General features: G+C 68.9%; 27 protein-coding genes. 13 read left to right on the top strand and 14 right to left on the bottom strand.

The genetic code is table 11. The features are described from left to right. Positions 1-9 precede the first annotated feature (9 nt). The 3 genes from J2W78_RS17365 (at position 10) to J2W78_RS17355 (ending at position 2,230) form a co-directional block, all read left to right on the top strand. Positions 10-270: a hypothetical protein gene (locus J2W78_RS17365; RefSeq protein ID WP_253372493.1), complete on the top strand. Its 261-nt coding sequence runs from the start codon at positions 10-12 to the stop codon at positions 268-270. 67 nt (positions 271-337) lie between these two features. After that, positions 338-868 carry a DUF2937 family protein gene (locus tag J2W78_RS17360; protein WP_253372490.1) on the top strand — a complete coding sequence of 177 codons (531 nt, stop codon included), beginning with the start codon at positions 338-340 and terminating at the stop codon, positions 866-868. 129 nt (positions 869-997) lie between these two features. Continuing rightward, complete coding sequence (locus tag J2W78_RS17355; protein ID WP_253372488.1) at positions 998-2,230, top strand: peptide ABC transporter permease; 1,233 nt, start codon at positions 998-1,000, stop codon at positions 2,228-2,230. 99 nt (positions 2,231-2,329) lie between these two features. On the opposite strand, the gene J2W78_RS17350 is transcribed toward J2W78_RS17355, so the two are convergent. From J2W78_RS17350 to argB, 3 genes are all read right to left on the bottom strand, one after another. Then, a complete protein-coding gene (locus J2W78_RS17350) occupies positions 2,330-2,770 on the bottom strand; it encodes a metallopeptidase family protein (RefSeq protein ID WP_253372486.1) in 441 nt (146 codons plus the stop codon). Then, positions 2,767-3,513, bottom strand: a complete 747-nt coding sequence (locus tag J2W78_RS17345) for a pyrimidine 5'-nucleotidase (RefSeq protein WP_253372484.1) — start codon at positions 3,511-3,513, stop codon at positions 2,767-2,769. Before J2W78_RS17345 ends, J2W78_RS17350 begins: the two co-directional genes overlap by 4 nt. Before the next feature lie 87 nt (positions 3,514-3,600). Further along, positions 3,601-4,497: an acetylglutamate kinase gene (gene argB, locus J2W78_RS17340; protein WP_253372482.1), complete on the bottom strand. Its 897-nt coding sequence runs from the start codon at positions 4,495-4,497 to the stop codon at positions 3,601-3,603. Positions 4,498-4,911: 414 nt separating this feature from the next. Here argB and J2W78_RS17335 point away from each other — a divergent pair, with 414 nt between their 5' ends. Beyond that, positions 4,912-5,136, top strand: coding sequence for a hypothetical protein (locus J2W78_RS17335; protein WP_060769852.1), 225 nt, complete (start codon positions 4,912-4,914; stop codon positions 5,134-5,136). Between the two features lie 22 nt (positions 5,137-5,158). On the opposite strand, the gene J2W78_RS17330 is transcribed toward J2W78_RS17335, so the two are convergent. Beyond that, complete coding sequence (locus tag J2W78_RS17330; protein ID WP_253372480.1) at positions 5,159-5,935, bottom strand: MOSC domain-containing protein; 777 nt, start codon at positions 5,933-5,935, stop codon at positions 5,159-5,161. 136 nt (positions 5,936-6,071) lie between these two features. On the opposite strand from J2W78_RS17330, the gene J2W78_RS17325 reads away from it, so the two are divergent. From J2W78_RS17325 to J2W78_RS17300, 6 genes are all read left to right on the top strand, one after another. Beyond that, complete coding sequence (locus tag J2W78_RS17325) at positions 6,072-6,845, top strand: MOSC domain-containing protein (RefSeq protein ID WP_253372478.1); 774 nt, start codon at positions 6,072-6,074, stop codon at positions 6,843-6,845. Between the two features lie 203 nt (positions 6,846-7,048). Beyond that, positions 7,049-9,673 carry an ATP-dependent chaperone ClpB gene (gene clpB / locus J2W78_RS17320; RefSeq protein ID WP_253372477.1) on the top strand — a complete coding sequence of 875 codons (2,625 nt, stop codon included), beginning with the start codon at positions 7,049-7,051 and terminating at the stop codon, positions 9,671-9,673. 111 nt (positions 9,674-9,784) lie between these two features. Continuing rightward, positions 9,785-10,141, top strand: a complete 357-nt coding sequence (locus J2W78_RS17315; RefSeq protein ID WP_253372475.1) for a hypothetical protein — start codon at positions 9,785-9,787, stop codon at positions 10,139-10,141. Between the two features lie 56 nt (positions 10,142-10,197). Continuing rightward, positions 10,198-10,875, top strand: coding sequence for a metallophosphoesterase family protein (locus J2W78_RS17310; RefSeq protein ID WP_253372473.1), 678 nt, complete (start codon positions 10,198-10,200; stop codon positions 10,873-10,875). 169 nt (positions 10,876-11,044) lie between these two features. Further along, entirely contained in the window at positions 11,045-11,776 is a 732-nt protein-coding gene (locus tag J2W78_RS17305; RefSeq protein WP_253372471.1) for a glyoxalase superfamily protein, read from the top strand. A gap of 96 nt (positions 11,777-11,872) precedes the next feature. Beyond that, the gene (locus J2W78_RS17300; RefSeq protein WP_253372469.1) at positions 11,873-13,312 is read left to right on the top strand and encodes a short-chain fatty acid transporter; all 1,440 of its coding nucleotides are present in this window, start codon (positions 11,873-11,875) and stop codon (positions 13,310-13,312) included. Between the two features lie 6 nt (positions 13,313-13,318). On the opposite strand, the gene J2W78_RS17295 is transcribed toward J2W78_RS17300, so the two are convergent. From J2W78_RS17295 to rpmH, 6 genes are all read right to left on the bottom strand, one after another. Continuing rightward, positions 13,319-13,906, bottom strand: coding sequence for a hypothetical protein (locus J2W78_RS17295; RefSeq protein ID WP_253372467.1), 588 nt, complete (start codon positions 13,904-13,906; stop codon positions 13,319-13,321). A 35-nt stretch (positions 13,907-13,941) separates the two neighbouring features. Continuing rightward, entirely contained in the window at positions 13,942-14,313 is a 372-nt protein-coding gene (locus J2W78_RS17290; protein ID WP_253372465.1) for a DUF423 domain-containing protein, read from the bottom strand. After that, positions 14,310-14,969, bottom strand: a complete 660-nt coding sequence (gene yihA, locus J2W78_RS17285) for a ribosome biogenesis GTP-binding protein YihA/YsxC (RefSeq protein ID WP_253372463.1) — start codon at positions 14,967-14,969, stop codon at positions 14,310-14,312. The genes J2W78_RS17290 and yihA overlap by 4 nt, the downstream gene beginning before the upstream one ends. Before the next feature lie 250 nt (positions 14,970-15,219). Then, positions 15,220-17,070: a membrane protein insertase YidC gene (gene yidC, locus J2W78_RS17280; protein ID WP_253372461.1), complete on the bottom strand. Its 1,851-nt coding sequence runs from the start codon at positions 17,068-17,070 to the stop codon at positions 15,220-15,222. Then, the gene (rnpA, locus tag J2W78_RS17275; protein ID WP_253372459.1) at positions 17,063-17,560 is read right to left on the bottom strand and encodes a ribonuclease P protein component; all 498 of its coding nucleotides are present in this window, start codon (positions 17,558-17,560) and stop codon (positions 17,063-17,065) included. The genes yidC and rnpA overlap by 8 nt, the downstream gene beginning before the upstream one ends. 74 nt (positions 17,561-17,634) lie before the next feature. After that, positions 17,635-17,769, bottom strand: coding sequence for a 50S ribosomal protein L34 (gene rpmH / locus J2W78_RS17270; RefSeq protein WP_012253788.1), 135 nt, complete (start codon positions 17,767-17,769; stop codon positions 17,635-17,637). A 655-nt stretch (positions 17,770-18,424) separates the two neighbouring features. Here rpmH and rcdA point away from each other — a divergent pair. After that, positions 18,425-18,958 carry a protease adaptor protein RcdA gene (gene rcdA / locus J2W78_RS17265; RefSeq protein WP_253372457.1) on the top strand — a complete coding sequence of 178 codons (534 nt, stop codon included), beginning with the start codon at positions 18,425-18,427 and terminating at the stop codon, positions 18,956-18,958. A gap of 420 nt (positions 18,959-19,378) precedes the next feature. Here the strand turns inward: rcdA and rpmE are convergent, their stop codons facing one another. After that, positions 19,379-19,633 (bottom strand): 50S ribosomal protein L31, encoded by a 255-nt coding sequence (gene rpmE / locus J2W78_RS17260; protein WP_003602933.1) that lies wholly within the window; start codon positions 19,631-19,633, stop codon positions 19,379-19,381. 296 nt (positions 19,634-19,929) lie between these two features. Between rpmE and J2W78_RS17255 the strand changes: the two genes are divergently transcribed. Both J2W78_RS17255 and J2W78_RS17250 read left to right on the top strand, forming a co-directional pair. Beyond that, a complete protein-coding gene (locus J2W78_RS17255) occupies positions 19,930-21,786 on the top strand; it encodes an ABC transporter transmembrane domain-containing protein (RefSeq protein ID WP_253374073.1) in 1,857 nt (618 codons plus the stop codon). Between the two features lie 70 nt (positions 21,787-21,856). Next, positions 21,857-22,864: a D-cysteine desulfhydrase family protein gene (locus J2W78_RS17250; RefSeq protein WP_253372455.1), complete on the top strand. Its 1,008-nt coding sequence runs from the start codon at positions 21,857-21,859 to the stop codon at positions 22,862-22,864. Between the two features lie 151 nt (positions 22,865-23,015). Here the strand turns inward: J2W78_RS17250 and J2W78_RS17245 are convergent, their stop codons facing one another. The 3 genes from J2W78_RS17245 to J2W78_RS17235 all read right to left on the bottom strand — a co-directional run bounded on the left by J2W78_RS17245 (position 23,016) and on the right by J2W78_RS17235 (position 25,989). Then, the gene (locus J2W78_RS17245) at positions 23,016-24,029 is read right to left on the bottom strand and encodes a peptidoglycan -binding protein (protein WP_253372453.1); all 1,014 of its coding nucleotides are present in this window, start codon (positions 24,027-24,029) and stop codon (positions 23,016-23,018) included. A gap of 4 nt (positions 24,030-24,033) precedes the next feature. Then, complete coding sequence (locus J2W78_RS17240; RefSeq protein ID WP_253372451.1) at positions 24,034-25,026, bottom strand: MotA/TolQ/ExbB proton channel family protein; 993 nt, start codon at positions 25,024-25,026, stop codon at positions 24,034-24,036. A gap of 141 nt (positions 25,027-25,167) precedes the next feature. Next, a complete protein-coding gene (locus J2W78_RS17235) occupies positions 25,168-25,989 on the bottom strand; it encodes a TIGR00282 family metallophosphoesterase (protein ID WP_253372449.1) in 822 nt (273 codons plus the stop codon). Position 25,990 lies beyond the last annotated feature (1 nt).

The following is a 25,990-nucleotide window of genomic DNA, read 5'->3' as shown; positions in this document are numbered from 1 at the left end:
GCCCGCGCCGTGGCCCTGTTCGGACGCGCACCAAAGCCCGATGCCGCCGCCCGGCGGCGGGTGGAGGCTTGGCTGCGGAAGGCGGGCGGCTACGGCCTCGATACGGCGATGAGCGTGAGCGAGATCGTCTGCACCGATCCGGCCTGTCCCGGCACCGAGACCGTGGTTCTGCTGTTCCCGCCCGGCGAGAAGGCGCGGGCGGTGAAGATCACCGGCGCCCTCGACGCCCTCACCGAGGCGGATGTAGCGGCCGCCCTCTGCCAAGATTGAGCCGCGGCCCTCCCCGAGGGACGCGGATCGCCCTACAAACCGGGTGGCCCCCGCAAAGGAAATGTCGATGTTCCGTGTCGTCCGAACGCTCGGCCTTGCCTTCGGACTGCTCGCGGCGGTCATCGCCGCGCAGGCACCGGAATTCGCCCAGCAATACACCCAGCGCCTCGGCGGGGCCCTGGACGAGCTGCGCCGCTCCATCGCTTCCCTCGATGCCGACGCCCAGGCCACCGGCCGCAGCCGGGACGAGGCGCTGGCGCTGCTGCGGACCAACCCGGATGCCTTCATCGCCCGGCGCGGCGAGTCGGCCCGGGCCGATGTCGAGCGGCTGAAGCGGCTGGAAGCGCAGAAGCTCGCCCTCGACACGGCGGCGAGCCCGCTCGGACGCCTCGGCGTGATGGCGCGCGACCCCGACATGAGCATCGCCCGCGCCGCCTATCGCGACTATCAGCCGGCGGTGCCGACCACGGCGGACGGCCTCGTCGCCGGGCTGCTCGGCTTCCTCGCCGCCTGGGGCGGCTGGCGCGTCACCAGCGATGTCGGACGCCACCTCGCCCGCCGCCGTCGCCGCGCGCGGCCAGAGACCACGGCAGTTTGATGCAAATTTCGCGCTGCTGCACGGGCTGAGGTGTTGCAGCGCCTCTACAGCCCGGCCCACCCCACTGCACTAGGTGTAGGCTAAGCGCCCGCAATCCGCAGGGGCGCCGGATCCGGTCCTCCCTCGATCATGCCGCGTCCCCCGACCACGACCGTCGATCCCGCCCTCGACGCGGCGGCCCTGCTGCGCCGTATCGGCTTCTTCGGCCTGTTCGTGGTGCTGCCGGTGGCCGCGCAGGTCTCGCGCCGCGCCACCGTGGTGCTCGCGCCCATCGCCGTCGTCCTGCTGATCACCGCAAGCGCCATCGACCAGCACCAGCGCGCCGTCGGCCCGGCCCTGAAGCGGCTGCTGACCGCGCCGTCCTTCCTCGCCGGCATGCTGGTGGTGTTCTGGTCAGGGCTGTCGCTGGTCTGGACGCCGTTTCCCGGGCCCGCGAGCGAGCGGCTGGCCAACCTCGTCGCCACCGTGGTGATGACGCTGCTTGCCTATCTCGCGCTGCCCGACCGGATGCGTTCGGCCAACCTCTACTTGCTGCCGCTCGGCGTCGGTGCAGCGGCCATCGTCGCGATCCTGATCAACCTCGTCGGCGACGCGATGCTGAAGGACAACCCGGACGGTGACAGCGCCTTGGAACGCGGCGCGGTGCTGCTGGCGCTGCTCGCTTGGCCCGCCGTGGCGTGGCTGCGCTCGCGCCGCCGCGACATGGGCTCGCTCGTCGTGGTCGTGCTCGTCGCGGGCGCGCTGCTGCTAGCGCCGGGCGTCACCGCCCTGTTCGCGCTGGCGGTGGGGGCGCTGGCCTTCGCGCTGACGCATTGGCGCCTGTCGCTCGGCGTGCGCGTCACCGCGCTGATTGCCGCCGGCCTGCTCGTGGTCGCGCCGCTGCTGCCGTTCCTCGCGCGCCCCATCGGCATCGCCCTGTTCGGGCCCGTGGCGCCCGGCGTGCTGGCGCTCAAGGCGTGGCAGAAGGTCGTCACCCTGGAGCCGGTGCGGCTCGTGACCGGCCATGGCCTCGAGACGACCCTGCGCGGAAAGATCTTCGGCATCCTGCCGATCAATGCGCCGACCACGATGCTGTTCGAGTTCTGGTACGAACTCGGCATCGTCGGCGCCTTCGCCGCCGCGTTCGCCCTCTACGGCGCGATTTTCCGCGCGGGCCGCGATGCTACGGTGTTGGCGCCTTGCGCCATGGCGGCCTTCGCGACCGCCTTTGCCATCGGCTGCGTCGGCGTCGGCCTCACCACGATCTGGTGGCTCACCACGCTCGCCCTGGCGATCCTGACCTTCGTGGCGATCGAGCGCGGGCAGTTCCGCTCCCGCCGGCCCAAGGTCGGGCTGATCCCGCGCCTGCCTGCGCGGGGGTAGACGGAAGGCTCGTCCTTTCCGACGCGTTCGAGATTTCTCGCGTCGGCCTCGCCTCGCGATGACGGGGGGACGCGGAAAGCGAGCGGACCGAGACCGGGCTCAGGCTTCAGACGTCTCGATCACGTCGGCCGCCGCCTCAATGCCGGCCATGTCGTCGTCGGAGAGGCCGAAATGGTGGCCGATCTCGTGAACGAGGACGTGGGTGACGAGGTGGTCCAGCGTCTCGTCATGCTCGGCCCAGTAATCGAGCAGCGGCCGGCGGTAGAGCCAGACGGCGTTGGGCATCTGCCCCGTGGCGACCTCGCCCGCCTGCGCCAGGCCGACGCCGCGGAACAGGCCGAGCAGGTCGAACTCCGACTCGCAGCCCATCTCGGTCAGAGTCTCGTCGTCGGGAAAGTCATCGACGTGGATGCGCACGCCCGCGCAGAGCACCCGGAATTCCTCCGGCAGGGCGGCGAAGGCGGCATCGGCGAGAGCCTCGATCTCGACCAAACTCGGAGCCTTGGCCCCGGCCCAGTGGCCCGCAGCCGCGTCGCTCACGGCGCGGCGGGCTCGGGTGGGACGACCGGCAGCACGCAGCGGACCAGGAAGGACGCCAGATCGCTGGTGATGTGGTCGATATGCGGCTCCTGCACCGCCTCCTGCTCGAAGAGCTCGCGGAACGGATCGAGCGTCGGCGGCACCACCAGCACGGTCGCCATGCCGAGGTCGTGCGGCACCACGAGGTTGCGGGCGATGTCCTCGAACAGGGCCGAGCGCCGGGGATCGACCTCGTGGCGAAGGAGGAAGCGCTCGTAGGTGCCGCGGTCGGGCTTGGGGATGAAGTCGGCGTCGGCGATGTCGAACACGTCCTCGAAATGGTCGAGGATGCCGAGCTTGCCCGCGACCCGTTCCGCGTGGCGGCGCGAGCCGTTGGTGAGGATCAGCTTGCGCCCCGGCAGATGCTCGATCGCCGTGCCGAGGGCTTCGTCGAGCTTGATCGTCGAGTGGTCGATGTCGTGGGCGAAGTCGAGGAAGTCGTGCGGATCGACCCCTTCCTCCACCATCAGCGCCTTCAGGGTGGTGCCGTAGCGATGGTAGAAATGCTTCTGCAGGGCGCGCGCCGAGATCGCGTCGAGCCCATAGAGCCGCATGACGTAGAGCGTGATCCGCTCGTCCACCTGCGGCCAGACCCGCGCGTCGCTCGGGTAGAGCGTGTTGTCGAGGTCGAACACCCAGGTATCGACGTGGGAGAACCCGCGGGCGTCGGGGGTGGTGAAGTGGCTCTCGCCGGGAAGCAGCAAGGGGAGGATAACGCTTGTGAGGGGAAACGGGACGGGAATGTCCCGTCCCGTATGTAGGGAGGCGCGTCGCTCAGGGAAGCGCTGCCGTCAGGTGCGCCGGATCAGGGTGCCCGCACCGAAATCGGTGAACAGCTCGAGCAGCGCCGCGTGCGCCACCTTGCCGTTGAGGATGACCACCGCCTCCACGCCCTGTTCGAGGGCGTAGATGCAGGTCTCGACCTTCGGGATCATGCCGCCGGTGATGGTGCCGTCGGCGATCAGGCGGCGGCAATCCTCGATGGTCAATTCCTGGATCAGGTTCTTGTCCTTGTCGAGCACGCCGGGCACGTCGGTGAGCAGCAGCAGGCGCTTGGCCCGCAATGCCCCGGCGATGGCGCCGGCGAAGGTGTCGGCGTTGACGTTGTAGGTCTTGCCGTCCTCGCCGTAGGCCACGGGGGCGAGGACCGGGATCAGCTCGGCCTTCAGCACCGCGTCGAGCACGCCGCGCTCGACATGCTCGGGCTCGCCGACGAGGCCGAGATCGATCGCCTGCTCGATGTTGCTGTCGGGGTCCTTGACCGTCCGCATCGCCCGCTTGGCGCGAACCATGTTGCCGTCCTTGCCGCACAGGCCGATCGCCCGGCCGCCCTCGGCGGCGATCCAGCCGACGATCTGCTTGTTGATCGAACCGGCCAGAACCATCTCGACCACCTCGACAGTGGCCTCGTCGGTGACGCGCAAGCCGCCGCGGAACTCCGATTCGATGCCCAGCCGGGCCAGCATCTTGCCGATCTGCGGCCCGCCGCCATGCACGACGATCGGCTTCAGGCCGGATTGTTCGAGCAGCACGATATCCTCGGCGAAGTCCTCCGCCGCCGCCGGGTCGCCCATGGCGTGGCCGCCATACTTGATGACGACGATTTCCTGATCGTAGCGCTGCATATGCGGCAGCGCCTGGGTCAGGATCTCGGCACGCACATGCACGTTCGGCAACGGATCGGTCATCGCGGTCGTCCTGGCTCTCTCTCGAGTCGGAGGCGGATTCGGCACGGCTTCTAGCGCAGGCTTTGTGCGACGCGAAGAGTCCGCGTGCTCGCGATCCTGCGATGGGTGCCGTGCGAAGAGCGCTTTCGAAGAGCGCTTTCACGACATCCGATCGGCGCCGACACGTCGGACGCCGGTGGCCACCCCTTGGAACGATGCCATAGCGCCGCTTCGTGTCACTCTTGAAACGCGGCTCGGCCGATCGCGGGGTCGAGGGACGGAGACGAGGAAACTCAGGTTCGGCGGGTCGAACTCTGATGCTTGTGGTCGTTGAGCTGTATTCGGGTCGTCGTTTCAGCCGATTTCGATCCGGTGCTTAAACGATGGTTAACCATCACGATCAATCATCCCCTGGTTGAACGAAGGGGGGCGACCATGCTGAATGCCGATCTGGCGATGCCGCGTCCGAGTCTCACGCATCCCGGCCTGCTTGCTCGCATCGTCGAGCGTCTCGGCCAGGGCGCAGGCTCTTCCGCCGACATCTGGCGTCAGCTCACCGAGAACTACGCGGTCGATCTCGACGCCGTGGCTGCGCTCCTGCCCTGCGCCGAGCCCGAGCCGCTCTGGCTCACGGCCCGCGCCCAGGCTCGCAAGCGCTGATTCGGCACGCGCCGATCCCGCGTCAGCCGATCACCCGCAAGCCGTCGCCCGTCCGCAGCACGCCGCCGGACAGCACCTCGGCGTAGACACCGCAATCGGCGTGGCCGACCCCCTGCATGAGGGTTCTCGGGATCGACAGGTCGCGCTGGCCCGTCTGCGGATCGACATTGGTGGCTGCGCACCGCTCGGTCCGGCTCGTGATCTTCAGCCGGACGTCGCCCGCTTCCAGCACCCGGCCGACCATGTCGAGTTCGGCCCAAGGCTCCAGCCCGTCGAGATAGAGGTTGCCGCGGAAGCGCAGGGGATCCACGGGGGCGCCGACGAGATCCTCGGTCGCCGCCACGCTCGCGCGGTTGATGAGTGAGACGTAGCCGGTGGGCGAATCGGTGAAGCGGTAACCGGGCGGCGCCGTCAGTACCCGCGGCGCACCGCGCAGTTCGTTCGGCAGGAACCCTTTCATGAATTCGGCGAGCGCCGCGCGCCCCTCCGCCGTGCTCAAGTTCGCGTCCACCGCCTGTACCCCATTCTCCTCGACCGTGAGGCGATGCGTGGCGTCGTCGAACCGGGTGCGCAGCCGCGCCAGCGCCTCGTTGCGCATCAGCATCAGGTAGGCGACCTTCGGCCGGTGGCGCGGCACGGTCTCGTTGAAGCCGGAGGGGCCGTTTTCGATGGCGTAGAGCCGGTCGCCGGGAAAGTAGCCGCTGGTTTCCAGCTCGGCCGTCTCCAGCGCCTCGGGCGAGAGGCCTTTGACCGGGTAGCGGTAGAGGGCGGCGATGCGGAGGTCGGGGCTCTGGCTCATCCGCCTTCGCTAAATCCGGGAGCGCCCGATTTGCAACCGGGCCGGCAGGCGCACGCGCCGTCTACGGAGAATTCCGCATGGTCCGCCGCCGCGGTCTCGGCCAGCCTGCCCCCTCGCGTCAGGAGGATGAGGACAGATGGCCGAGGTCACCGCGCTCTATCGCTATCCGGTCAAGGGTCTCTCGGCCGAGCCGCTTCCGGCGTTGACGCTGGCCCGCGCATCCGGCCTCGCCTTCGACCGCGAATACGCCCTCGCGCTCGGCACCACGGCCTTCGATTCGCTGAAACCCAAGCCGCTCGACAAGGGCTGCTTCCTGATGCTGCGCAGCAACGAGGTGCTGGCTGCACTCGCGACGCGGTTCGACCCCGAAACCGGGCAGTTCACGATCACCCGCGACGGCGAGACGATGCTCACCGAGGATCTGACCGAGCCCGAGGGCCGCGAGGCGGTCGAACGCTTCTTCGAGGCTTATGTCGGCCCGGCGGCCAAGGGTCGGCCGCGCCTCGTGCGGGCGGCCGACCACAAGTTCACCGATGGCAGCGTGATCTCGCCGGCTTTCATGCGCGCGGTCTCGCTCATCAACCTCGCCTCGGTCCGTGCCCTGGAGGAGCGGACGGGCAGCGCGATCCACCCGTTGCGCTTCCGCGCCAACATCTACGTCGATGGGCTGGAGCCGTGGGCGGAGATGGAGTGGGTCGGCCGGGAGGTGACGATCGGGAGCTTACGTCTGCGGGGGCTCGCCCGCACGCCGCGCTGCGCTGCCGTCGATGTGAATCCGGAGACGGCTCGGCGCGACACCAACCTGCCCAAGGCGCTGAAACGCCATTTCGACCACGTCGATCTCGGCATCTACCTCGAAGTGCTCACCGATGGCGCCGTGGCGGTCGGCGACCGACTCCAACAGGCCTGATCCGAATGCCCAACTGGGATGCGTTTTGGGCGCCCTCGCCCTCTTGTGTCACGTAAACGCAACACCCAATTCATCCCTGCCGGCGGCTCAGAAGAGAGCGCCGGTGTCCCGGCGGGGCTGACCCCGCGGGGCGACGCATCGGAGGCTCCGTGCCGCGTGAAGCGGGCGGAAGACCGATCCGATCCGGGGAAGGGCAACACGAAATGAATTTCGAGAAATACACCGAGCGCGCCCGCGGCTTCGTCCAGGCCGCGCAGAATCTCGCCGTCCGCGAGGGCAACCCGCAACTCGCGCCCGGCCATCTCCTCAAGGTCCTGCTCGACGATCCCGAAGGGCTCTGCGCCGGTCTCATCGACCGGGCCGGCGGCCAGTCGCGGGTCGCGCATGCGCAGGTCGAGCAATGGCTGGCCAAGCAGCCGAAGGTCTCGGGCAACTCCGCGCAGCCGCAGGCGACGCGCGAACTCGTGCGCCTGTTCGACACCGCCGAGCAGGCCGCCGAGAAGGCAGGTGATTCCTACGTCACCGTCGAACGCCTGCTTCTCGCCTTCGCCGTCGAGAAGGACGGGGAGGCCGGCCGCATCCTGACCGCGGCGGGCGTCACCGCGGCCTCGCTCAACGGCGCGATCAACGCCTTGCGCAAGGGCCGCACCGCCGACAACGCCTCGGCCGAGAACGCCTACGACGCGCTGAAGAAGTACGCCCGCGACCTCACCGAGGCCGCCCGCGAGGGCAAACTCGATCCGGTGATCGGCCGCGACGAGGAGATCCGCCGTACGATCCAAGTCCTGTCGCGGCGCACGAAGAACAATCCCGTGCTGATCGGCGAGCCCGGCGTTGGCAAGACCGCCATCGTCGAGGGCTTGGCGCTGCGCATCGTCAACGGCGACGTGCCGGAATCCCTTAAGGAGAAGAGCCTGCTGGCGCTGGACATGGGCGCGCTGATCGCCGGCGCGAAGTATCGCGGCGAGTTCGAGGAGCGGCTGAAGGGCGTACTCTCCGAGGTGACCGCGGCGGAAGGCCAGATCATCCTGTTCATCGACGAGATGCACACGCTGGTCGGCGCCGGAAAGGCCGACGGCGCCATGGACGCATCGAACCTCTTGAAGCCCGCGCTTGCCCGCGGCGAGTTGCATTGCGTCGGCGCGACCACGCTCGACGAGTACCGCAAGCATGTCGAGAAGGACGCCGCGCTCGCCCGCCGCTTCCAGCCCGTCTTCGTCTCCGAGCCCACCGTCGCGGACACGGTGTCGATCCTGCGCGGCATCAAGGAGAAGTACGAGCAGCACCACGGCGTGCGCATTCAGGATTCGGCGCTCGTCGCGGCGGCCACGCTGTCGAACCGCTACATCACCGACCGCTTCCTGCCCGACAAGGCGATCGACCTCGTCGACGAGGCGGGCTCGCGCCTGCGCATGCAGGTCGATTCGAAGCCGGAGGAACTCGACAACGTCGATCGTGAGATCGTGCGGCTGAAGATCGAGGGCGAGGCGCTGAAGAAGGAGACGGATTCCGCCTCCCGCGACCGGCTCCAGCGCCTGGAGAAGGAGCTCGCCGACCTCGAAGAGCAATCCGCCACCATCACCGCGCGCTGGAAGGCCGAGAAGGACAAGCTGGGTGCTGCCGCCGAACTCAAGAAGAAGCTCGACGAGGCGCGCAACGACCTCGCCTCGGCGCAGCGCCAGGGCCAGTACCAGCGCGCGGGCGAACTCGCCTACGGCGTGATCCCCGGCCTGGAGAAGCAGCTCTCCGAGATCGAGGCCGCGGCCGAGAACGGGAGCGCCCGCGACGGCATGGTCGAGGAGGCGGTGACGCCGGCCCATATCGCCGGCGTCGTCTCCCGCTGGACCGGCGTGCCGGTGGACAAGATGCTGGAGGGCGAGCGCGAGAAGCTCCTGGCGATGGAGCAGGCGCTCGCCAAGCGCGTCGTCGGCCAGCGCGAGGCGGTGGAGGCGGTCTCGACCGCGGTGCGCCGGGCGCGGGCCGGCCTGCAGGATCCAAACCGGCCGATCGGCTCGTTCATGTTCCTCGGGCCGACGGGTGTCGGCAAGACCGAGCTGACCAAGGCGCTGGCCGGCTTCCTCTTCGACGACGACACCGCGTTGGTCCGCATCGACATGTCCGAGTACATGGAGAAGCACGCCGTCGCCCGCCTCATCGGCGCGCCTCCGGGCTATGTCGGCTACGAGGAGGGCGGTGCGCTGACCGAAGCCGTGCGGCGCCGGCCCTATCAGGTCGTGCTGTTCGACGAGGTCGAGAAGGCGCATCCGGACGTGTTCAACGTCCTCCTGCAGGTGCTCGACGACGGGCGCCTGACGGATGGACAGGGCCGCACGGTCGATTTCCGCAACACGCTGCTCATCATGACCTCGAACCTCGGCTCGGAGTATCTGGTGAACCAGCCGGCCGGCCAGGACACCGACGCGGTGCGCGACGAGGTGATGGGCGTGGTGCGGGGCCACTTCCGGCCCGAGTTCCTGAACCGGGTGGACGAGATCATCCTGTTCCACCGCCTCGCGCGCTCGGAGATGGGCGCGATCGTCGACATCCAGCTCGGGCGTCTGGCCAAGCTTCTGGAGGATCGCAAGATCACCCTCGACGTGGACGACGAGGCTCGCACCTGGCTCGCCGACAAGGGCTACGACCCGGCCTACGGCGCGCGTCCGCTGAAGAGGGTGATCCAGAAGAACGTGCAGGATCCGCTGGCCGAAGCGATCCTTTCAGGGGTGATCCACGACGGCGAGACCGTGCCGGTGCGCGTCGGCCCGGCCGGACTGATGATCGGCGACGTCGCGGCCGAGCGCCGGCCGGCAGGCGTGTTGCTGAACTGATCGGGTGAACGACAGGCCCCGGCGCGGGAGACCGCGCCGGGGCAGCCTCGACCGGGGCCACGCCGGAACGATCCGGAGCGCCCCCTTCACCGCGCCGGAGAAGGAAACTCGATGAGGCGGATCGCTCTCGCGCTCACGCTCTGGGCCGCCGCCGTACCGGCGCAGGCGCAGCCTGCCGACGATCCGGCCGCGCTGCGGTCGGTCGCCGGCGACGCGGCGCTCCTCACCGCGCTCAAGAACCGCTGCCCGGCGCATGTCGGAATCGATGTCGGCTTTACCGAGACGCTTCAGGGAACCGTGCTGATGGACGGCATCCGGCAGGCGGGCAAGGAGCCTTTCATGCGGATCGTGAAGGCCGAGAAGGCCCGGATCCGCGCCGAGATCGAGGCGACGGGGGTCGCCGCGTGGTGTCAGCGTCAGAAGTCGCGCCTCGAACGCCCCTATCCGGACGTGTTCCGCCCCGGGTAATCAGCTCGGCATACCCTCGTCTTGCGTTGCAGCGAAATCCCATCGACAACGAGTGGATGACCGCCGAGACGATCACCTACGCCATCGGCGACATCCACGGCTGCGCCGATCTGCTCGACCGCCTGCTGGAACGCATCGAGGCCCATGCGGGGGGCTGCGCCAGGAAGCTCGTCTTCCTCGGCGATTACATCGATCGCGGGCCCGACAGCGCGCGGGTGATCGAGACCCTGCGCCGCCTGCAATGGCGCGAGCCGGAGGACGTGGTCTGCCTCATGGGCAACCACGAGGAGATGTTGCTGAAGAGCCTGCGCGAGCCCGGCGCCCTCGACCATTGGGTCTATAACGGCGGCGCCGAGACTCTCACGTCGTTCGACGTGTCGGGGCCGGAGGAGCTGCCTGGCGAGATGCTCGACTGGATCGAGGCCCTGCCGACCCTGCACGAGGATGCGCAGCGCTGGTACGTCCATGCCGGCTTCCGCCCCGAAGGGGAGGTGCCGGACCCGGACCTCCACAACCGGCTCTGGATCCGTGAGCCGTTCCTGTCCGAGGACCACGATTTCGGCCGCCACGTCGTCCACGGCCACACGCCGCAGACCCGCGGCGGGCCGGATTGCCGTCGCTTCCGCACCAATCTCGACACGGGCGCGGTCTATGGCAACGCGCTGACGGCGGGCGTCTTTTCGCAGGCGCAGGGCCCGGCCGTGGAATTCTTGCGGGTCTCGGCTCAGGCTTGACCGCCGGAGCCGACTCGACCTAGCTTCTCGTCATGGCCCCGTACAGCCCGCCGCTCGCACCCCTCGGGGAACGGTGAATGTACGGCCGACCTCGGATCGACCCCTTGTTTGGGCCGCCTGTCAGTAACGCGAGCACTGACGCCGAACGCGCCCAAGCGAAGGCTCGACCATGCTCGACATCTCGAACGCCAAATCGATGGCCAGGACGCTGCGCACCTCGTTGTCGGAGCGCCGCATCGATCTCCCCCACAGTACTTGCCTCGAACTCGTCGCCCGGCAGTTCGGCTTTTCCGACTGGAACGTCCTGTCGGCCCGGCTGGAAGAGCGGGAATCGCCGAGCGTCACGCCGCTGACACTGCCGAAGGACTGGTTCGTCGTCGGCTCCGTCGGCGATACCACGCACCGGCTCGGCCTCGATCCCGATCGACCGGGCGCCGCTTTGATCGAAAGCATCGTCGCGCGCGGCCAAGGCAAGGATTTGACGGGGCTGATCGCCGTGCTGATGCAGAGCATCGGCGCGCAGGACTTCCTTGGGCAGCGCCTGAGGCTCACGGCCGAGCTGAAAGTCGAGGATGCGGACGCTGCCACGTTGTGGATGCGTGTCGATGGCTACGAGCGGCGCGGCTTAAGCTTCGACAACATGATGGAGCGACAGACCGACGGTCCGCTCAAGGGAACCGCGAATTGGACCCGGCGCAGCATCGTCCTCGACGTGCCGGAGCAGGCCGCCAGCCTCCATTATGGGTTCTTCCTCAAGGGCTACGGGCGAGTCTGGGCGCGAAACGTCCGGATCGAGGCGGTCGGGGGTGAGATCCCGGTGACGATGACCCGGCTCGGCGAGACGGGCGACGTGAGCCGGATGCCCAGGCGGCCGGCCAATCTCGATTTCTGTGAGCGTTGAGGTTTCGTCACCGGACCGGCTTGAACCCGGCGTCGGCTCCCTCTCTAACAGGGCCTAACCGCGGCCGTTCGTGCCGCGGATGAGGAGCCGACGCCGATGGATGCGCCCGCAGAGCCCCGCAAGCGGACCGAGGAGCGGGCCATGGCCCGCCTCGCGCTCCGTTTCACCGATTGGGCGGAGAAGTGGTTTCCCGACGCCTTCGTGTTCGTGGCCATCGCCGTGGTCATCGTGGCGTCGGCGGCGCTCATCAACGGCGCGCCGGTCCAGGCGGTGTCGAAGAGCTTCGGCGACGGGTTCTGGACCCTGATCCCCTTCACCATGCAGATGGTCTTCGTCACCATCGGCGGCTACGTGGTGGCGACATCCGCCCCGATGCAGGCCCTGATCGACCGGATGGCACTGGTGCCGAAGACCGGCCGCGGCGCCATCGGATACGTGGCACTCGCCACCATGCTCTCCTCGCTCCTGAGCTGGGGCCTGAGCCTGATCTTCGGCGGCCTGCTCGCCCGCGCGCTGGCGCGGCGCACCGAGTTGCGGATGGATTACCGCGCGGCGGGCGCGGCTGCCTATCTCGGCCTCGGCGCCACCTGGGCGATGGGTCTGTCTTCGTCCGCGGCGCAGCTTCAGGCCAACCCGAAAAGCCTGCCGCCGGGCCTCTTGCCGATCACAGGCGTGATCCCGTTCAGCGAGACGATCTTCCTGTGGCAGTCGATCCTGATCGCCGCCATCCTCGTGGTGATGTCGGCGCTGATCGCGCTCGCTTCCGCGCCGGGCCGCGAGACGGCGGTGACGGCGCAGGACCTCGGCGTCGATGTCTCCAAACAGGAAGACAGCGTCGCGCCGCCCAAGCAGCCCGGCGAATGGCTGGAGCACGCGCCCGTCCTGACGATCCTCATCGGCCTGCTGGCAGCGGGCTGGCTGATCCAGGAGTTCGCGCGCCAGGATTGGATGATCGCGATCTCCAACCTCAACACCTACAACTTCCTGTTCCTGATGGCCGGCTTCGTGCTGCACTGGCGGCCCAAGCGCTTCCTGGCCGCGCTCTCCAAGGCGGTGCCGGCCACCGCCGGCATCCTGATCCAGTTTCCGTTCTACGCCGCCATCGCCGCGATCCTCACGGGCGCCAAGAACGCCGCCGGCCACAGCCTCTCGGACGTCATCGCCCACGCCTTCGTGGCGATGAACACGCAAGGCAGCTTCCCGCTCGCCATGGGCGTCTACTCGGCGCTGCTCGGCTTCTTCATCCCCTCGGGCGGCGGCAAGTGGCTGTTGGAGGCGCCCTACGTGATGCAGGCGGCCAACGAGCTGAAGGTGCATCTCGGCTGGGCGGTGCAGGTCTACAACGCGGCCGAGGCGCTGCCGAACCTCATCAACCCGTTCTTCATGCTGCCGCTGCTCGGAATTCTGGGCTTGAAGGCCCGCGACATCGTCGGCTTCAGCTTTCTTCAGCTCATCGTCCACCTGCCGGTGGTGCTGTTCCTGCTCTGGGCGCTCGCCTTCACGCTGGAATACCACCCGCCGGTCATACCGGGCTGAGGTGCTCTACGGCCGGCCCTGCGGCGGGCCGCCCACCACGATCAGGCCGGCATCCATCAGGCCGCTGGCCTCGTCGCCGCCGGTGGGGAGAATCGTGAAGCTCACGGGGCGCAGGGGGGCCGCGTCATGGCCAGTGCTCTTCTCCGACCAGAGGCTCGTGGCGAGCGGTGAGAAGGTGTCGGCCGGGAAGGCTTCGTCGAGGCCCGCGGCGCGCGCCCGCTCGGTGACGCGCCCGAGGAAATCCTTCGCCCGCACGCCGAGCCGCATGGGCAGGCCGTCGCGCACGGCCGACCAGACGGTGAAGATGAGGCAGTGTCCGCCGTCGGCATCCCGCCCCCACGAGGCGACGTAGCGCGGCGACAGCAGCTCGATTGCCTGTTCCCTGTTCGGAACGCGGGAGGGAAGCTGATCGATCGCCTCCCGCGAGGCGGGCCGCGTCGCGAGACCCTCGAACGGGGTGCGGCCGTGGCGGATGTAGCCGAGGCAATCCTCGAAGATTAGCCGCATCACCAGCGGCTCGTTCTCCTCGATCTCCGCGGCGTGAGCGGGAGACGCCCCCAGGCAAACGGCGAGCAGAAGCCAGGATCTGAGCAAGCGTCCTCCTGCGGGCTCAGCCTGAGCGCCGAGGTTCAACGCCGCGCCGGCACCAGCACTGCAAGCGCCGCGAGCAACCAGCCGGCCATCAGCACGACGCCACCGCTCGGCGCCGCTATTGGAAACAGGGGCGTGCCCGTCAGCGCCCGCAGGGCGAGATCGCCCGAGAACAGCGCGAGGCCGACGATCAGGGCCGCCGCCGCAAGCCGTGCAAGGCCGCCGCGAACGAAGCCGGTCGCGGTAAGGCCCGTGAGCGCCAGAACGGCGGGGGCGTGGAACAGCAGGAACTGCGCGGCCGTCTTCAGCGTCTCGCCGCCGCTGGTATGGGCGGCCGCGGCACTCGCCGCGACGCCGAGCCCGCCGGCGAGTGCGGCCAGGGCAGCGAGGACGCGGTCGAGGCCGGTCACGCGCCGCGCTCCTGCAGCAGCCGGGCGATGCTGGCGCGCAGTTCGGCCACGCCGCGGTCGTCGCGGCTCGAAGTCAGCAGCACTTCGGGATAGGCCGCCGGGCGCTTGGCCAAAGCGGTATGGATGCCGGCAATCCGCCGTTCGATCTCGGCCTTTTTCAGCGCGTCGCCCTTGGTCAGCACGATCTGATAGGAGACCGCCGCCTTATCGAGCCCGTCGAGCAGATCGGTGTCGATCTCCTTGAGGCCGTGCCGGGAATCGATCAGCAGGTAGACGCGGGCGAGGTTCGACCGGCCCTTGAGGTAGGCGTGGATCAGCTTGGTCCAGGCCTCGACCTTGGCCTTCTCCACCGCCGCGTAGCCGTAGCCCGGCATGTCGACGAGGGTCAGGCGCTCGCCGATCCGGAAGAAGTTGAGCTGCTGGGTGCGCCCCGGCGTGTGCGAGGTCCGCGCGAGCGTGTTGCGCCCGGTCAGGGCGTTGACGAGGCTCGACTTGCCGACGTTGGAACGGCCGGCAAAGGCAATCTCGACACCCTCCATCGGCGGCAACGCCCCGAGGGCCGGGGCAGCGGTGGTGAAGTCCGCAGCTCCGGCAAACAGCAGGCGGCCGGCTTCGAGCAGTTCGGGGGAGGGGGCGTCTGTGGGGTCGTCGGTCATGGGGCTGCGCGCTTCTTCCCCCCTTGCAGGCAAGGGGAGGGGTGGGGGGATGCCGGCCAATGCTCGGCGATGCGGTCCGCACCGCCATCGGCCTCGTCCCCGCTAAAGCATCGTCCCGAAAGGCGGTGGCCGCCCCCGGAAAACAATGATGCAAAAACAAGTGCCGAGAGCGTCGTCCCGGATCCGATATCCAGGACGACGCTCTCGGGGAGGAGGTCGGCGCTCGACGGGCGAGCGTCAGCTCTTAGACTCAGCCCTTGGCCGCGGCGCTCTTGTTGCCGCGTTTGAACATGCCCTTGAGGTTGTCCCACAACTCCACCTTCACGCCGTTACGGCGCATGATGACGTATTGCTGGATCACCGAGAGGGTGTTGTTCCAGGCCCAGTAGATCACGAGGCCGGCGGGGAACGAGCCGAGCATGAAGGTGAACACGATCGGCATGAAGGCGAAGACCTGCGCCTGGACCGGGTCCGGCGGCGCGGGGTTCATCTTCATCTGGATGAACATCGTGATGCCCATGATGATCGGCCACACGCCCAGATGGATCGGGATGTACTCGGGCGGTGTGAACGGAAGCAGGCCGAACAGGTTGACGATGCTCGTCGGATCGGGCGCGGCGAGGTCCTGAATCCAACCGAAGAACGGCGCGTGCCGCATCTCGATGGTGATGAACAGAACCTTGTAGAGCGCGAAGAAGACCGGGATCTGGATCAGCACCGGCCAGCAGCCGGCGACCGGATTGATCTTCTCCTTCTTGTACAGCTCCATCATCGCCTGTTGCTGCTTCGTCCGGTCGTCCTTGTAGCGCTCCCGGATGGAGGTCATCTCCGGCTGCACGGCCTTCATCTTGGCCATGGAGACGTAGGAGCGGTTGGCGATCGGCAGGAAGAACAGCTTCAGGATCAGCGTCACGAGCAGGATCGAGACGCCGAAGTTGCCCAGGAGGTGGAAGAAGAAGTCGAGCGCCCGGAACATCGGCTTGGTCAGGAACCAGAACCAGCCCCAGTCGATCATCAGGTCGAACTGCTTGATGCCGAGCTCGCGCTCGTAGGCGTTGATCTGGTTGACCTCTTTGGCACCCGCGAACAGGCGCTGGGTCGTGGCCGACGACGCGTTCGGCGCCACGGTCACGGCGTCACCCCGCACGGAGGTCTGGTAGATCTTGGTCGCGCCGTCGGTGCGCTCGGTGAAGGCGCCGGTGAAGGGCTTGCCCTGCTCCGGGATCGCGGCGGCGGCCCAGTACTTGTCGGTGATGCCGACCCAGCCGCCGGTCACGTTCGTCCACGCCTTGCCGAGCGTGGCGGGACCGCCATAGGCCGCTTCCTTGCCGACCTTGTCGTAGGTGTATTCGTGCAGGCCGTCATTGCCGAGCACGCCGATCAGGCCCTCGTGCAGGACGTAGTAGCCCTGGGTCTGCGGCTTACCCCAGCGCGAGACGAGGCTGTAGGGATAGAGCGTGACGGGGTTGGCCGAGGTGTTCTCCACCTCGTCGCGCACCGTGAACATGAACTTGTCGTCCACGGCGACGAGGCGCTTGAAGACGAGGCCCTGGCCGTTGTCCCAGGTCAGCGTCAGCGGCCGGCCGGGCGCCAGCAGGTCGCCATCCGCCTTCCAGAGGGTGTCGGCGTTGGGCAGCGGGCCCGCATTGGCGCCGACCCAGCCGAACTCGGCGTAGTACGGGTTGGCGGAGCCGGTGGGCGAGAGCAGCACGATGCGCGGGCTCTCGTCGCTGACGGTCTCGTGGTAGTTCTTCAAGCTCACGTCGTCGATGCGCGCGCCCTTGAGGCCGATCGAGCCGTAGAGGGCCGGCGTGTCGATGCGGACGCGCGCGGAGCGGGCCAGCGCATCCTCGCGGGAGATGGGGCCTTGCGCAGCGGCGCCCGGCAGGGTGCCGGGAGCGGGCGCGTTGGGGCTGCCCTCGCGCGGACTCGGCGACGGGATGCCGTCGGCCGTCTGCGGTGCGCCCGTCTGTGCGGTCTGGCTCTGCGCCGCCTGTCGCTGCCGCTCGCTGGCCGGCCCGGTGACGAAGTAATGCCAGCCAAGCAGGACCACCAGCGACAAGGCGATGGCGACGAACATGTTCGTCTTGTCGTTACCCATCGGTCGATCCGTCAGGCGCTTTCGATGTGGGGGGAAAGGTCGGAGTGCCGCCAGCCGCCGCACCGCGCCCGGAGCGGGAGCCGCCGCGTCGCGGCGTGGTCGGCCGGGCGGTGTCGCCGGAGCGCGGCGTGGCCGGGCGCGTCACGGAATGGAGCGCGCGGCGCAGATCCGCGACGAGGCTGTCGAACGAGGCGTCGAGGGAGGGGCGTCGGGCGATCACCACGACATCCGCTCCGATCGCAGGCGCATCCGCCGCCACGGCGGCAACGGCGCTACGCAGGCGTCGCCGTATCCGGTTGCGTTCGGTCGCATGCCCTACGCGCTTGGTGATGGTGAAGCCGAGGAAGAGGCCCTCGGCAGTCGCGCCGTCGCGCATCTCGCCCGGATCGCGCAGGCGCCCTTGGGCGCTCATGCGGTCCGTATGAAAGCGCCGGCCCTGGGCGGCTGCCAGGAAATCCGGGCGCCGCCGGAGACGTCCGATCGTCGGCACGGGCGCTCCGATCCCGATTCGCGGGCTCGTGTTGCAAGAGGCGGCGTCGCGCGAAGGCGGCGCCGCGGGACGTATCAGGCCGAGAGGCGCTTGCGGCCGTGCGCGCGGCGGGCCGCGATGACCTTGCGGCCGCCGGCGGTGGCCATGCGGGCGCGGAAGCCGTGGCGGCGCTTCCGAACGAGCTTGCTGGGCTGATAGGTTCTCTTCATGGTCGGTCTCCGGCGGCCGAGGTATCGACCCGGTGGCGCTGCCGATGAGCGCGCGGACCGTGCGTGAACCTCGAAATGGGATCTGCAAACGCGAAGGGCGCCCGGAACGGGGCGCCGCTTCGCAGTGGCGCGGCTTATGGCGGAGGGGGCGCCGCAAGTCAATGTCGGCGCCGGCCCATGACGGCACCGCCCGCCGCTGCGACGCCTTGGGCGATTTCGGGGCCGATTCGGCCGGCGGCGGTGGCTATCGGACCGCAATGGTGCGGTCGCCCGAGTCCCGATTTGGGTCTTTGCGAAGCCTGTGCCGCCGAAACCTGCGGCCACGGGCCGGCCCTTAACGGAGCGTTAACCTTTCCGTTCTACGAAGAGACACATCCAGATTGTCTGGATCCTGATTGGGATCTCTTTCCAGTCTGATTGATGCCTCCCTGTAAGACTCACGAAAGCCGCTCCTCCTGGGGCGGCTTCTTTTTTGCCTTTCGCCGCACGCCGTGTGCCTGGCGCCGGGTCTCGTGCCGGCCGGCACCGTTAACGTTAAAAAGACGTGAACCTCCTTTCGGCTCGCGTTCGGCGCTACACTTGCCCCACTGGCCGCATTCGCACCGGCATCGTCCCGATCCGGGGCAGATGGTTCGCTGGCGGTACAGGAGGCAGGATGACCGAGTTCGACGTCACGTTCCGGGACGATCGCGAGTGGGTGAGCTTCGGCGAGTCCTACGTGACCTCGGAAGGCTTCAAGACCCTGTTCCGCGAGGGCATGCTGCTGGTCGAGGAGACGGCGGCCTATCTCGATGGGGAGGGGCGCTCCGAATCGCGTCTGATCTCCCGCGATGCCACGCTCGCCTATGCCAGCGAGAGCATGCGCCTCACGACCCGGCTGATGCAGATCGCCTCGTGGTTGCTGGTGCAGCGCGCAGTGTCCGAGGGTGAGATCTCGTTGGTTCAGGCGCAGGAGGAAAAGACCCGCGTCAAGCTCGCCGAACCGGAGCGCGCCCTGCCCGACTCCGGCGATGCCTTCACCGCCCTGCCGCTGCGGCTTCAGGATCTCGTGCGCCGCTCGCGCCGGCTGCACACGCGCATCCTCCACCTCGATGCGCTCATCAGCGAGGATCGTCCCGCTCCGGTGCCGCGGGAAAGCCCGGTGACGGCCCAGTTCGGCCGTCTGCGCGCCGCGTTCGGCGGAGAGTGATTCCGACCGTCCTTGCCCCGATCCGACCCGGATTCCGGGGTGGATCCGGAGCGCGCGGCATGCTCGGCGTAGGGGGCGCGGGCTGATGCCCCGGCCCGCATCGTCCTGGATATCGGATCCAGGACGATGCTCTAGCCTATTGTCTTTGCATCATTTTTTCCGAAAGCCGGCAGCCACTTTTCGGGATGATGCTCTAGGCGGATCGTCTCGGCCGAACCGTATTGCCGTTTTGCTCACGACGGAGACGCAATCCGAAGGCTGCGCTTCGCCGCCCGGTGGTGCGAATGTAGTCCGTCCTACTGTCCGTCCCGCAGACACCGCTCGTGTGGGCTTTGTTGTCAGATCGTCCGCACAAACGAAAACGGCGCCGCGAGCGGCGCCGTCTGGTCGATTCAGGCTCGCGCCCAAACCCTGAAAGAGTCACTTCTTGCCGAAGCCGAGGCCGCCGAAGCGCGAGTTGAAGCGCGAGACGCGCCCGCCGCGATCGAGCATCTTCTGCTCGCCGCCGGTCCAGGCCGGGTGCGTGGACGGGTCGATGTCCAGGTTGAGGACGTCGCCTTCCTTGCCGTAGGTCGAGCGGGTCTTGTAGTCGGAGCCATCGGTCATCACGACCTTGATGAAGTGGTAGTCGGGGTGCTCAGTCCCCTTGGCCTTGCCGGCCTCGTTCTTTGCCATGACGAATTCCTGAGGTAGCACGCCGACCGGCCCCGCCACTCAGGGGAGGAGCCAGGGGCAAAACATCGCGCGCATTCCGATGAAGGCGCGCCTATACCTCAGCCTCGGACGAGGAACAAGAGAGCGCGGGCGCATCGCCGGTTTTCCGCGAAACGATGACAGGGATATCGGCCGCGACGGGCTTAGGGCTCCGGCGCGAACTGGAAATCGGGGCGGTCGCTGCGTATGCGATGGTTTCAAGCAAAGACGACACGACAGAAACGGCACGGAACGGGACGAAACGATGTCGAGGAATGATGGCCCGCAAGCGTGATGCGTCGTCCGGCGCAGAAATCGATCCGCAGGCGGCGCTCCGGGGGCGGGCGCCGCTTGGGGCGCTCAGACCGCTGATTCCCTTCGCGAGCCGCTACCGGGGCCGCATCCTCGCGGCGCTGATCTCGCTGATCGCCGCGTCGGGCGCGACGCTGGTCGTGCCGATCGCGATTCGTCGCGTGATCGACCACGGCTTCTCGCCGGAGGGGCAGGCGCTCATCAACTCCTACTTCCTGGCGCTGCTGGTGGTGGTCGCGGTGCTCGCGGTGTCGAGCGCGGGCCGCTACTACTCGGTGGTGACGCTGGGCGAGCGCGTCGTCGCGGATCTGCGCTCGGCCGTGTTCGCGCGGCTGACGAGCCTCGACCCGACCTTCTTCGACAAATCGCAATCCGGCGAGATCGTCTCGCGGCTCACGGCGGACGCCACGCAGGTCAAGGCGGTGTTCGGGGTCTCGATCTCGATCCTGCTGCGCAACCTGTTCCTGTTCGTCGGCGCCGTGGCGATGATGGTCTGGACGAGCCCCGGCCTGTCGATCCTCGTGCTCGCCGCGATTCCGCTCATCGTGTTTCCGCTGATCCTGTCGGGACGCGGCGTGCGCCGCCGCTCGCGCGCGGCGCAGGACCGGCTCGCCGACGCCTCGGCCTACGCGGCGGAAGCGGTCGGGGCCGTCCGCACCATGCAGGCCTTCGGCATGGGCCGCGCCACCGCCGAGCGCTTCGCCGAGGCGTCCGAGAACGCCTACCGAGCGGCGCGCGTCTCGATCACCGCGCGCGCCCTGCTCACAGGCGTGGCGATCTTCCTGATCTCGGCCTCGGTCGTCGGCGTGATGTGGTACGGCGCCAAGGGCGTGCTCGCGGGCACCACGAGCGCCGGCCAGCTCTCGCAATTCGTGCTCTACGCCGTGTTCGGCGCGAGCGCACTCGGCCAGCTCTCCGAGGTCTACGGCGAACTCGCCCAGGCCGCAGGCGCCGCCGAACGGCTCGGCGAAATCCTTGCCGCCGAGCCGGCGATCAAGTCTCCCGAGCACCCCGCCGCCCTGCCGAGCCCGGCCCGCGGCGCGGTCGCGTTCGAGGCGGTGCGCTTCCGCTACCCGACCCGGCCCGAACACGCGGCGCTGGACGGCATCTCCTTTACCGCAGCGCCCGGCGAGCGGATCGCCCTCGTCGGCCCGTCGGGGGCCGGCAAGACCACGGTGTTGCAATTGCTGCTGCGCTTCTACGACCCGGACGAGGGGCGCGTGACGATCGACGGCGTGCCGTTGCCGCAGGCCGATCTCGACGCCCTGCGCGCCCGCCTCTCCCTGGTGCCGCAGGATCCGGTGGTGTTCTCCGGCACGGTTCTCGAAAACATCCGCTACGGTCGCCCCGGCGCCCGCGAGGCGGAGGTCGAGGAGGCGGCACGCCTCGCCAACGCCGACGGCTTCATCCGCGCCCTGCCGCAGGGCTACGCAACGCTGCTCGGCGAGCGCGGCACTACCCTCTCGGGCGGGCAGCGCCAGCGCATCGCCATCGCCCGCGCCATCCTGAAGGACGCGCCGGTCCTGCTCCTCGACGAGGCGACCTCGGCGCTCGATGCCGAGAGCGAGCGCGCGGTGCAGAACGCCCTCGACCGGCTGATGCAGGGCCGCACCACGCTGGTAATCGCCCACCGGCTCGCGACCATCCGCGCGGCCGACCGCATCCTCGTCTTCGACGGCGGCAAGATCGTCGAGGAGGGAACGCATGAGAGCCTGCTCGCGCGCGGCGCCCTCTACGCGCAACTCGCGAGCCTGCAATTCGCCGACAGCTTCGACGACAGTGCCCGGGCGCGCGACCCGCGCCCGAAACACGCGGCGGAATAGAGCATCATCCCGAAAGGCGGACGCCGGCTTTCGGACAAAGATGAAGCGCTGACGCAGACGAAGGCGATCGATGGATCTCACCCGCTTCCCCCGTGTCGCACTCACCGACGGGCCGACGCCGATCCGCTCCCTCGACCGTCTCTCGACCCATCTCGGGCCCGAGCTGAACGGCGTCCGCCTGTTCGTGAAACGCGACGACATCGGCCCCGTGGGATTGGGCGGCAACAAGCTGCGCAAGCTCGAATTTCTGCTGGGTCAGGCGCTGGCGGAGCGGGCCGACACGGTGATCACCGTCGGCGCGCTGCAATCGAACCACGCCCGGCTCACCGCCGCCTCCGCCGCGCGGATGGGGCTGGCCTGCGAGCTGTTCCTCACCCGCAGCGTTCCGCGGGAGGACGCCGATTATACCGCCAACGGCAACCGGCTGTTGCAGGACCTGTTCGGTGCCCGTGTCCATCTGCTGCCGGGCGAGGCGGATTCTCTGGCGCAGGCCGAGGCGCGGGCGGAGGAATTGAGGGCGGAGGGGCGGCGCGTCTACGTCTTCCCCTCCGGCGGGTCGAGCCCGCTCGGCTGTCTCGGCTACGCGGCTTGCGCCGCCGAGATCCTGGAGCAGACGGCCAATCTCGGCCTCGCCTTTGCCCGCATCGTCGTGCCGAACGGCAGTTCGGGCACCCATGCCGGGCTTGCCGCCGGCCTCACCGCCGCCGGCCGCGACCCTCATCTCGCCCAATCCTACACGGTGCTCGCCCCCGAGCCCGAGGCGACGGCCGCGACGCTGGCCAGGGCCCGAGACACCCTCACGCTGATCGATGGTAGCCAGACGCTCTCCGATGATGCCATCCGCGTGGACGGCGCCCATCGAGGGCCGGGCTACGGCATCCCGACCGAGGGCATGCGCGAAGCGGTGCGGCTGATGGCTCGGACCGAAGGGCTGCTGCTCGACCCCGTCTACAGCGGCAAGGCGTTCGCCGGGCTGCTCCACGACGTGCGCGCCGGCCTGTACGAGCGCGGCGCGGCGGTGCTGTTCGTGATGACCGGCGGCGTGCCGGGGTTGTTCGCGTATCGGGGCGAGTTTTAGTGGTGCGAACCCTCACCCCTCTGCGGGGGAGGGTGCCTCGCGCATGCGAGGCCGGAGAGGGGAGCGACGCTTCCGGACAATGCGGAGCCGGCCGCTCACCCGACCCCCTTCGAGGGCCACCTTCTCCCGCGGAGGGGAGAGGGATTCATTCTCACCGCTCGGTCAACTTCATCTCGATGCGGCGATTTCGTGAATAAGCCTCCTCGCTCGTTCCCGAATCGAGCGGCTGGTACTCGCCGAAGGCGCCGGCCAGGAGCCGCTGCGGCGGCAGGCCCTTGCTCCGCAGGTACTGCACCACGGCGATGGCACGCGACGCCGACAGCGCCCAGTTCGACGGGAACTGGGCCGACTGGATCGGGCGCGCATCGGTGTGGCCATCGACGCGCAGCACCCAGGGGATGTCGGCGGGGATTTCCCGCGCGATGTCGAGGATCGCCCCCGCGATCCGATCGAGTTCCGGCCCGGCTTCGGGCTTCAGCGCGGCAGAGCCGGCTGCGAACAGCACCTCGGATTGCAGCACGAAGCGGTCGCCGACGATGCGGACATCCGTGCGGCTGCCGATGACTTGGCGCAGGCGCCCGAAGAAGTCGGAGCGGTAGCGGGCCAGTTCCTGCACCCGCTGGGCGAGGGCCACATTGAGGCGGCTGCCGAGTTCGGCGATGCGGGCCTGGCTCTCCCGGTCGCGGGATTCGGAGGCCGCCAGTGCGTCTTCGAGCGCTGCGAGCTGTCGGCGCAAGGCCCGGATCTGCTCGTTCAGAAGCTCGACTTGGTTCTGGGCCCGTTGCGTCGCGCCGCGCTCGGCCGCGAGCTGGGCATCGACGTCGGCGCTCTTGCCCTGGGCCGCTTCGCTGGCATCGGTCAGTGCCCGGAGCCGGTCGCGTTCGGCTTCCGTGGCGGTCAGGGTGTTGCGCAGGCCGGAGGCCGCCTCCTCCTGGGCGCGGCGGCTGGAGCGCTCCAGCGCCAGCAGGTCGGTGAGGTCAGCGATCTGGCGGTTGAGGCGGACCAGCACCGCGTCGCGCCCGGTCAGCTCCTGCGAGAGGAAGAACTGCCCCACCACGAAGACGGTGAGCAGGAACACGACGGCGAGCAGAAGCGTCGCCAGCGCATCGACATAGCCCGGCCAGACATTCAGGCTGCGCTGCGAACGCGCGCGGATCGACGCCATGCTCTCAGTTGACCTTCTCGCGCGCCAGCCGTTCGAGCACCTGCTTCAATTCACGCTCCCGGGCGGCCTGGGCCTCGACCCAGTCGCGGATCATCTGCTGCTCGGCGCGCATGTGCTGCACGAGGCCCTGGATGCCCTCGGCGAGGTTGGTCATCGCCTGGGTCGCACCCCGGCCCCCGGCGCCCTCGGCGATGACGCCGCTCAGCCGATCGACCGCCGCCTGCAACTCGCGGGCGATGGCGGGATCGTGCTCGGGCGCCGGGCGCGCCGCGACGGCGGTGGTGGCGACCGCCTGCTCCTCGCCGGAGACGAGCCAGTCCTCCAACTCGTTGTGGAAGCGGGAATGGGCCTGCCCTGCCTGAAGGTCGAGGAAGCCGACGATCAACGAGGAGGCGAGGCCGAACAGCGAGGCGGAGAAGGCGAGGCCGATGCCGGACAGGGGCACGGCTAGCCCGCTCTTGAGTTCGTCGAACATCACCGCCGCATCCCCACCGCCGCGCATGCCGCCAATCACAGAGCCCACCGCCGAGAGCGTCTCGATCAGGCCCCAGAAGGTGCCGAGCAGGCCAAGCAGGATCAGGATGCCGGCGATGTAGCGCAGGATCTCGCGGCCCTCGTCGAGCCGCACCGCCGTGGTGTCGAGATGCGCGCGGGTGGATGAGAGCGTCATCCCCTCGCGGCGCGCCGCGATGGCCGGCAGCAGCGGCGCGAGAAGCGACGGCCGGTCCTTCGGGTTCTGCCCGGCGGCGACCGCGTTGACGTAGCGCACCTCGCGAAACAGCCGCGTCACCTGCCCGAAGGCAAGCAGCACCGCGATCAGGAGCACGCCGAGGATCAGCCCGTTGAGGCCCGGATTGGCGAGGAAGGCCGGGGTGATCTGCTTGTAGAGGACGAAGGCAAGGAAGCCCGCGAGCGCAAGGAACACCAGCATCCGCACCAGCGTCATGCCGGGCTTGGCGAGGGGAGGCGTGTCGAGGGACGCGGAACGGGCCGCCATCGGGTCCATACTCGTGTTGGGCCTGACGCCGGGACCGGCGGCACCGCTGTGTCGAAACCGGCGGCACTCTGGCGGCTCGGCCTGCCGCGATCAAGTCACGGTGCGCTATCGTTCAACGAGCCTTGAGGCGCAGAGGTGGACTCAATCCCACTCGCGCGGCCAGGTCTCCTCGAGATGCGGCCCGAGGCGTACGGCCCAGACGCGCTTGGCCAGACCCGTCGCGTCGTCGGTCTCGACCGCGATGCCGCACAGGGTGCCCTCGCCGGTGGCCGCTTCGAGACGCGAGCCCGGCGTCTTCTGAAGGAAGCGGCGCACCGGCTCGTCCTTCTGCATCCCGAGCACGGAATCGTAGTCGCCGCACATCCCGGCATCCGACAGGTAGGCGGTGCCGTGGGGCAGGATGCGGTGATCGGCGGTCGGCGCATGGGTGTGGGTGCCGACGACGAGGCTGGCGCGGCCGTCGAGGAAATGCCCCATGGCCTGCTTCTCGCTGGTGGCCTCGGCGTGCATGTCGACGATTACCGCATCCGCCGCCGCGCCGAGCGGGCAGGCGTCGAGTTCGCGGTCGGCCGCGGCGAAGGGATCGTCGAGCGGGTCGAGATAGATCCGGCCCATCACGTTGACGACGAGGACGCGCGCGCCGCGGGGCGTCTCGATCACCGTGGCGCCGCGGCCCGGCGTGCCCGGCGGGTAGTTCGCCGGGCGGATCAGCCGCGGCTGGCGGGCGATGAAGACGAGCGCTTCGCGCTGGTCGAAGGAGTGGTTGCCGAGCGTCACGGCGTCGGCGCCGGCCTGGAGGATTTCGTCGCAGATCGATTCGGTGATGCCGAAGCCGCCGGCCGCGTTCTCGCCGTTGATGACCACGCAATCGAGGCGCCAGCGCTCACGCAGGGCCGGCAGGCGTTCGGTGACGGCATAGCGGCCGGGACGTCCGACGATGTCGCCGAGGAAGAGGATGCGCATC

This window comes from Methylorubrum extorquens, assembly GCF_024169925.1.
Lineage (GTDB): Bacteria > Pseudomonadota > Alphaproteobacteria > Rhizobiales > Beijerinckiaceae > Methylobacterium > Methylobacterium extorquens_A.
Note: the sequence above shows the minus strand (reverse complement) of the source record. Positions and strands in the feature narration are given on the sequence as shown.

Bases quoted from the DNA above. Each gene is read 5' to 3' on its own strand.
- J2W78_RS17310 (WP_253372473.1), top strand. From the start codon at position 10,198: ATGACCGCCGAGACGATCACCTACGCCATCGGCGACATCCACGGCTGC.
- rpmH (WP_012253788.1), bottom strand. From the start codon at position 17,769: ATGAAGAGAACCTATCAGCCCAGCAAGCTCGTTCGGAAGCGCCGCCAC.
- J2W78_RS17360 (WP_253372490.1), top strand. From the start codon at position 338: ATGTTCCGTGTCGTCCGAACGCTCGGCCTTGCCTTCGGACTGCTCGCG.
- J2W78_RS17240 (WP_253372451.1), bottom strand. From the start codon at position 25,026: ATGGCGGCCCGTTCCGCGTCCCTCGACACGCCTCCCCTCGCCAAGCCC.
- J2W78_RS17325 (WP_253372478.1), top strand. From the start codon at position 6,072: ATGGCCGAGGTCACCGCGCTCTATCGCTATCCGGTCAAGGGTCTCTCG.
- J2W78_RS17250 (WP_253372455.1), top strand. From the start codon at position 21,857: ATGGATCTCACCCGCTTCCCCCGTGTCGCACTCACCGACGGGCCGACG.
- J2W78_RS17355 (WP_253372488.1), top strand. From the start codon at position 998: ATGCCGCGTCCCCCGACCACGACCGTCGATCCCGCCCTCGACGCGGCG.
- J2W78_RS17305 (WP_253372471.1), top strand. From the start codon at position 11,045: ATGCTCGACATCTCGAACGCCAAATCGATGGCCAGGACGCTGCGCACC.
- J2W78_RS17315 (WP_253372475.1), top strand. From the start codon at position 9,785: ATGAGGCGGATCGCTCTCGCGCTCACGCTCTGGGCCGCCGCCGTACCG.
- J2W78_RS17330 (WP_253372480.1), bottom strand. From the start codon at position 5,935: ATGAGCCAGAGCCCCGACCTCCGCATCGCCGCCCTCTACCGCTACCCG.
- yihA (WP_253372463.1), bottom strand. From the start codon at position 14,969: ATGACCGACGACCCCACAGACGCCCCCTCCCCCGAACTGCTCGAAGCC.
- clpB (WP_253372477.1), top strand. From the start codon at position 7,049: ATGAATTTCGAGAAATACACCGAGCGCGCCCGCGGCTTCGTCCAGGCC.
- rpmE (WP_003602933.1), bottom strand. From the start codon at position 19,633: ATGGCAAAGAACGAGGCCGGCAAGGCCAAGGGGACTGAGCACCCCGAC.
- J2W78_RS17335 (WP_060769852.1), top strand. From the start codon at position 4,912: ATGCTGAATGCCGATCTGGCGATGCCGCGTCCGAGTCTCACGCATCCC.
- J2W78_RS17235 (WP_253372449.1), bottom strand. From the start codon at position 25,989: ATGCGCATCCTCTTCCTCGGCGACATCGTCGGACGTCCCGGCCGCTAT.
- rcdA (WP_253372457.1), top strand. From the start codon at position 18,425: ATGACCGAGTTCGACGTCACGTTCCGGGACGATCGCGAGTGGGTGAGC.
- J2W78_RS17245 (WP_253372453.1), bottom strand. From the start codon at position 24,029: ATGGCGTCGATCCGCGCGCGTTCGCAGCGCAGCCTGAATGTCTGGCCG.
- J2W78_RS17300 (WP_253372469.1), top strand. From the start codon at position 11,873: ATGGATGCGCCCGCAGAGCCCCGCAAGCGGACCGAGGAGCGGGCCATG.
- yidC (WP_253372461.1), bottom strand. From the start codon at position 17,070: ATGGGTAACGACAAGACGAACATGTTCGTCGCCATCGCCTTGTCGCTG.
- J2W78_RS17255 (WP_253374073.1), top strand. From the start codon at position 19,930: ATGGCCCGCAAGCGTGATGCGTCGTCCGGCGCAGAAATCGATCCGCAG.
- argB (WP_253372482.1), bottom strand. From the start codon at position 4,497: ATGACCGATCCGTTGCCGAACGTGCATGTGCGTGCCGAGATCCTGACC.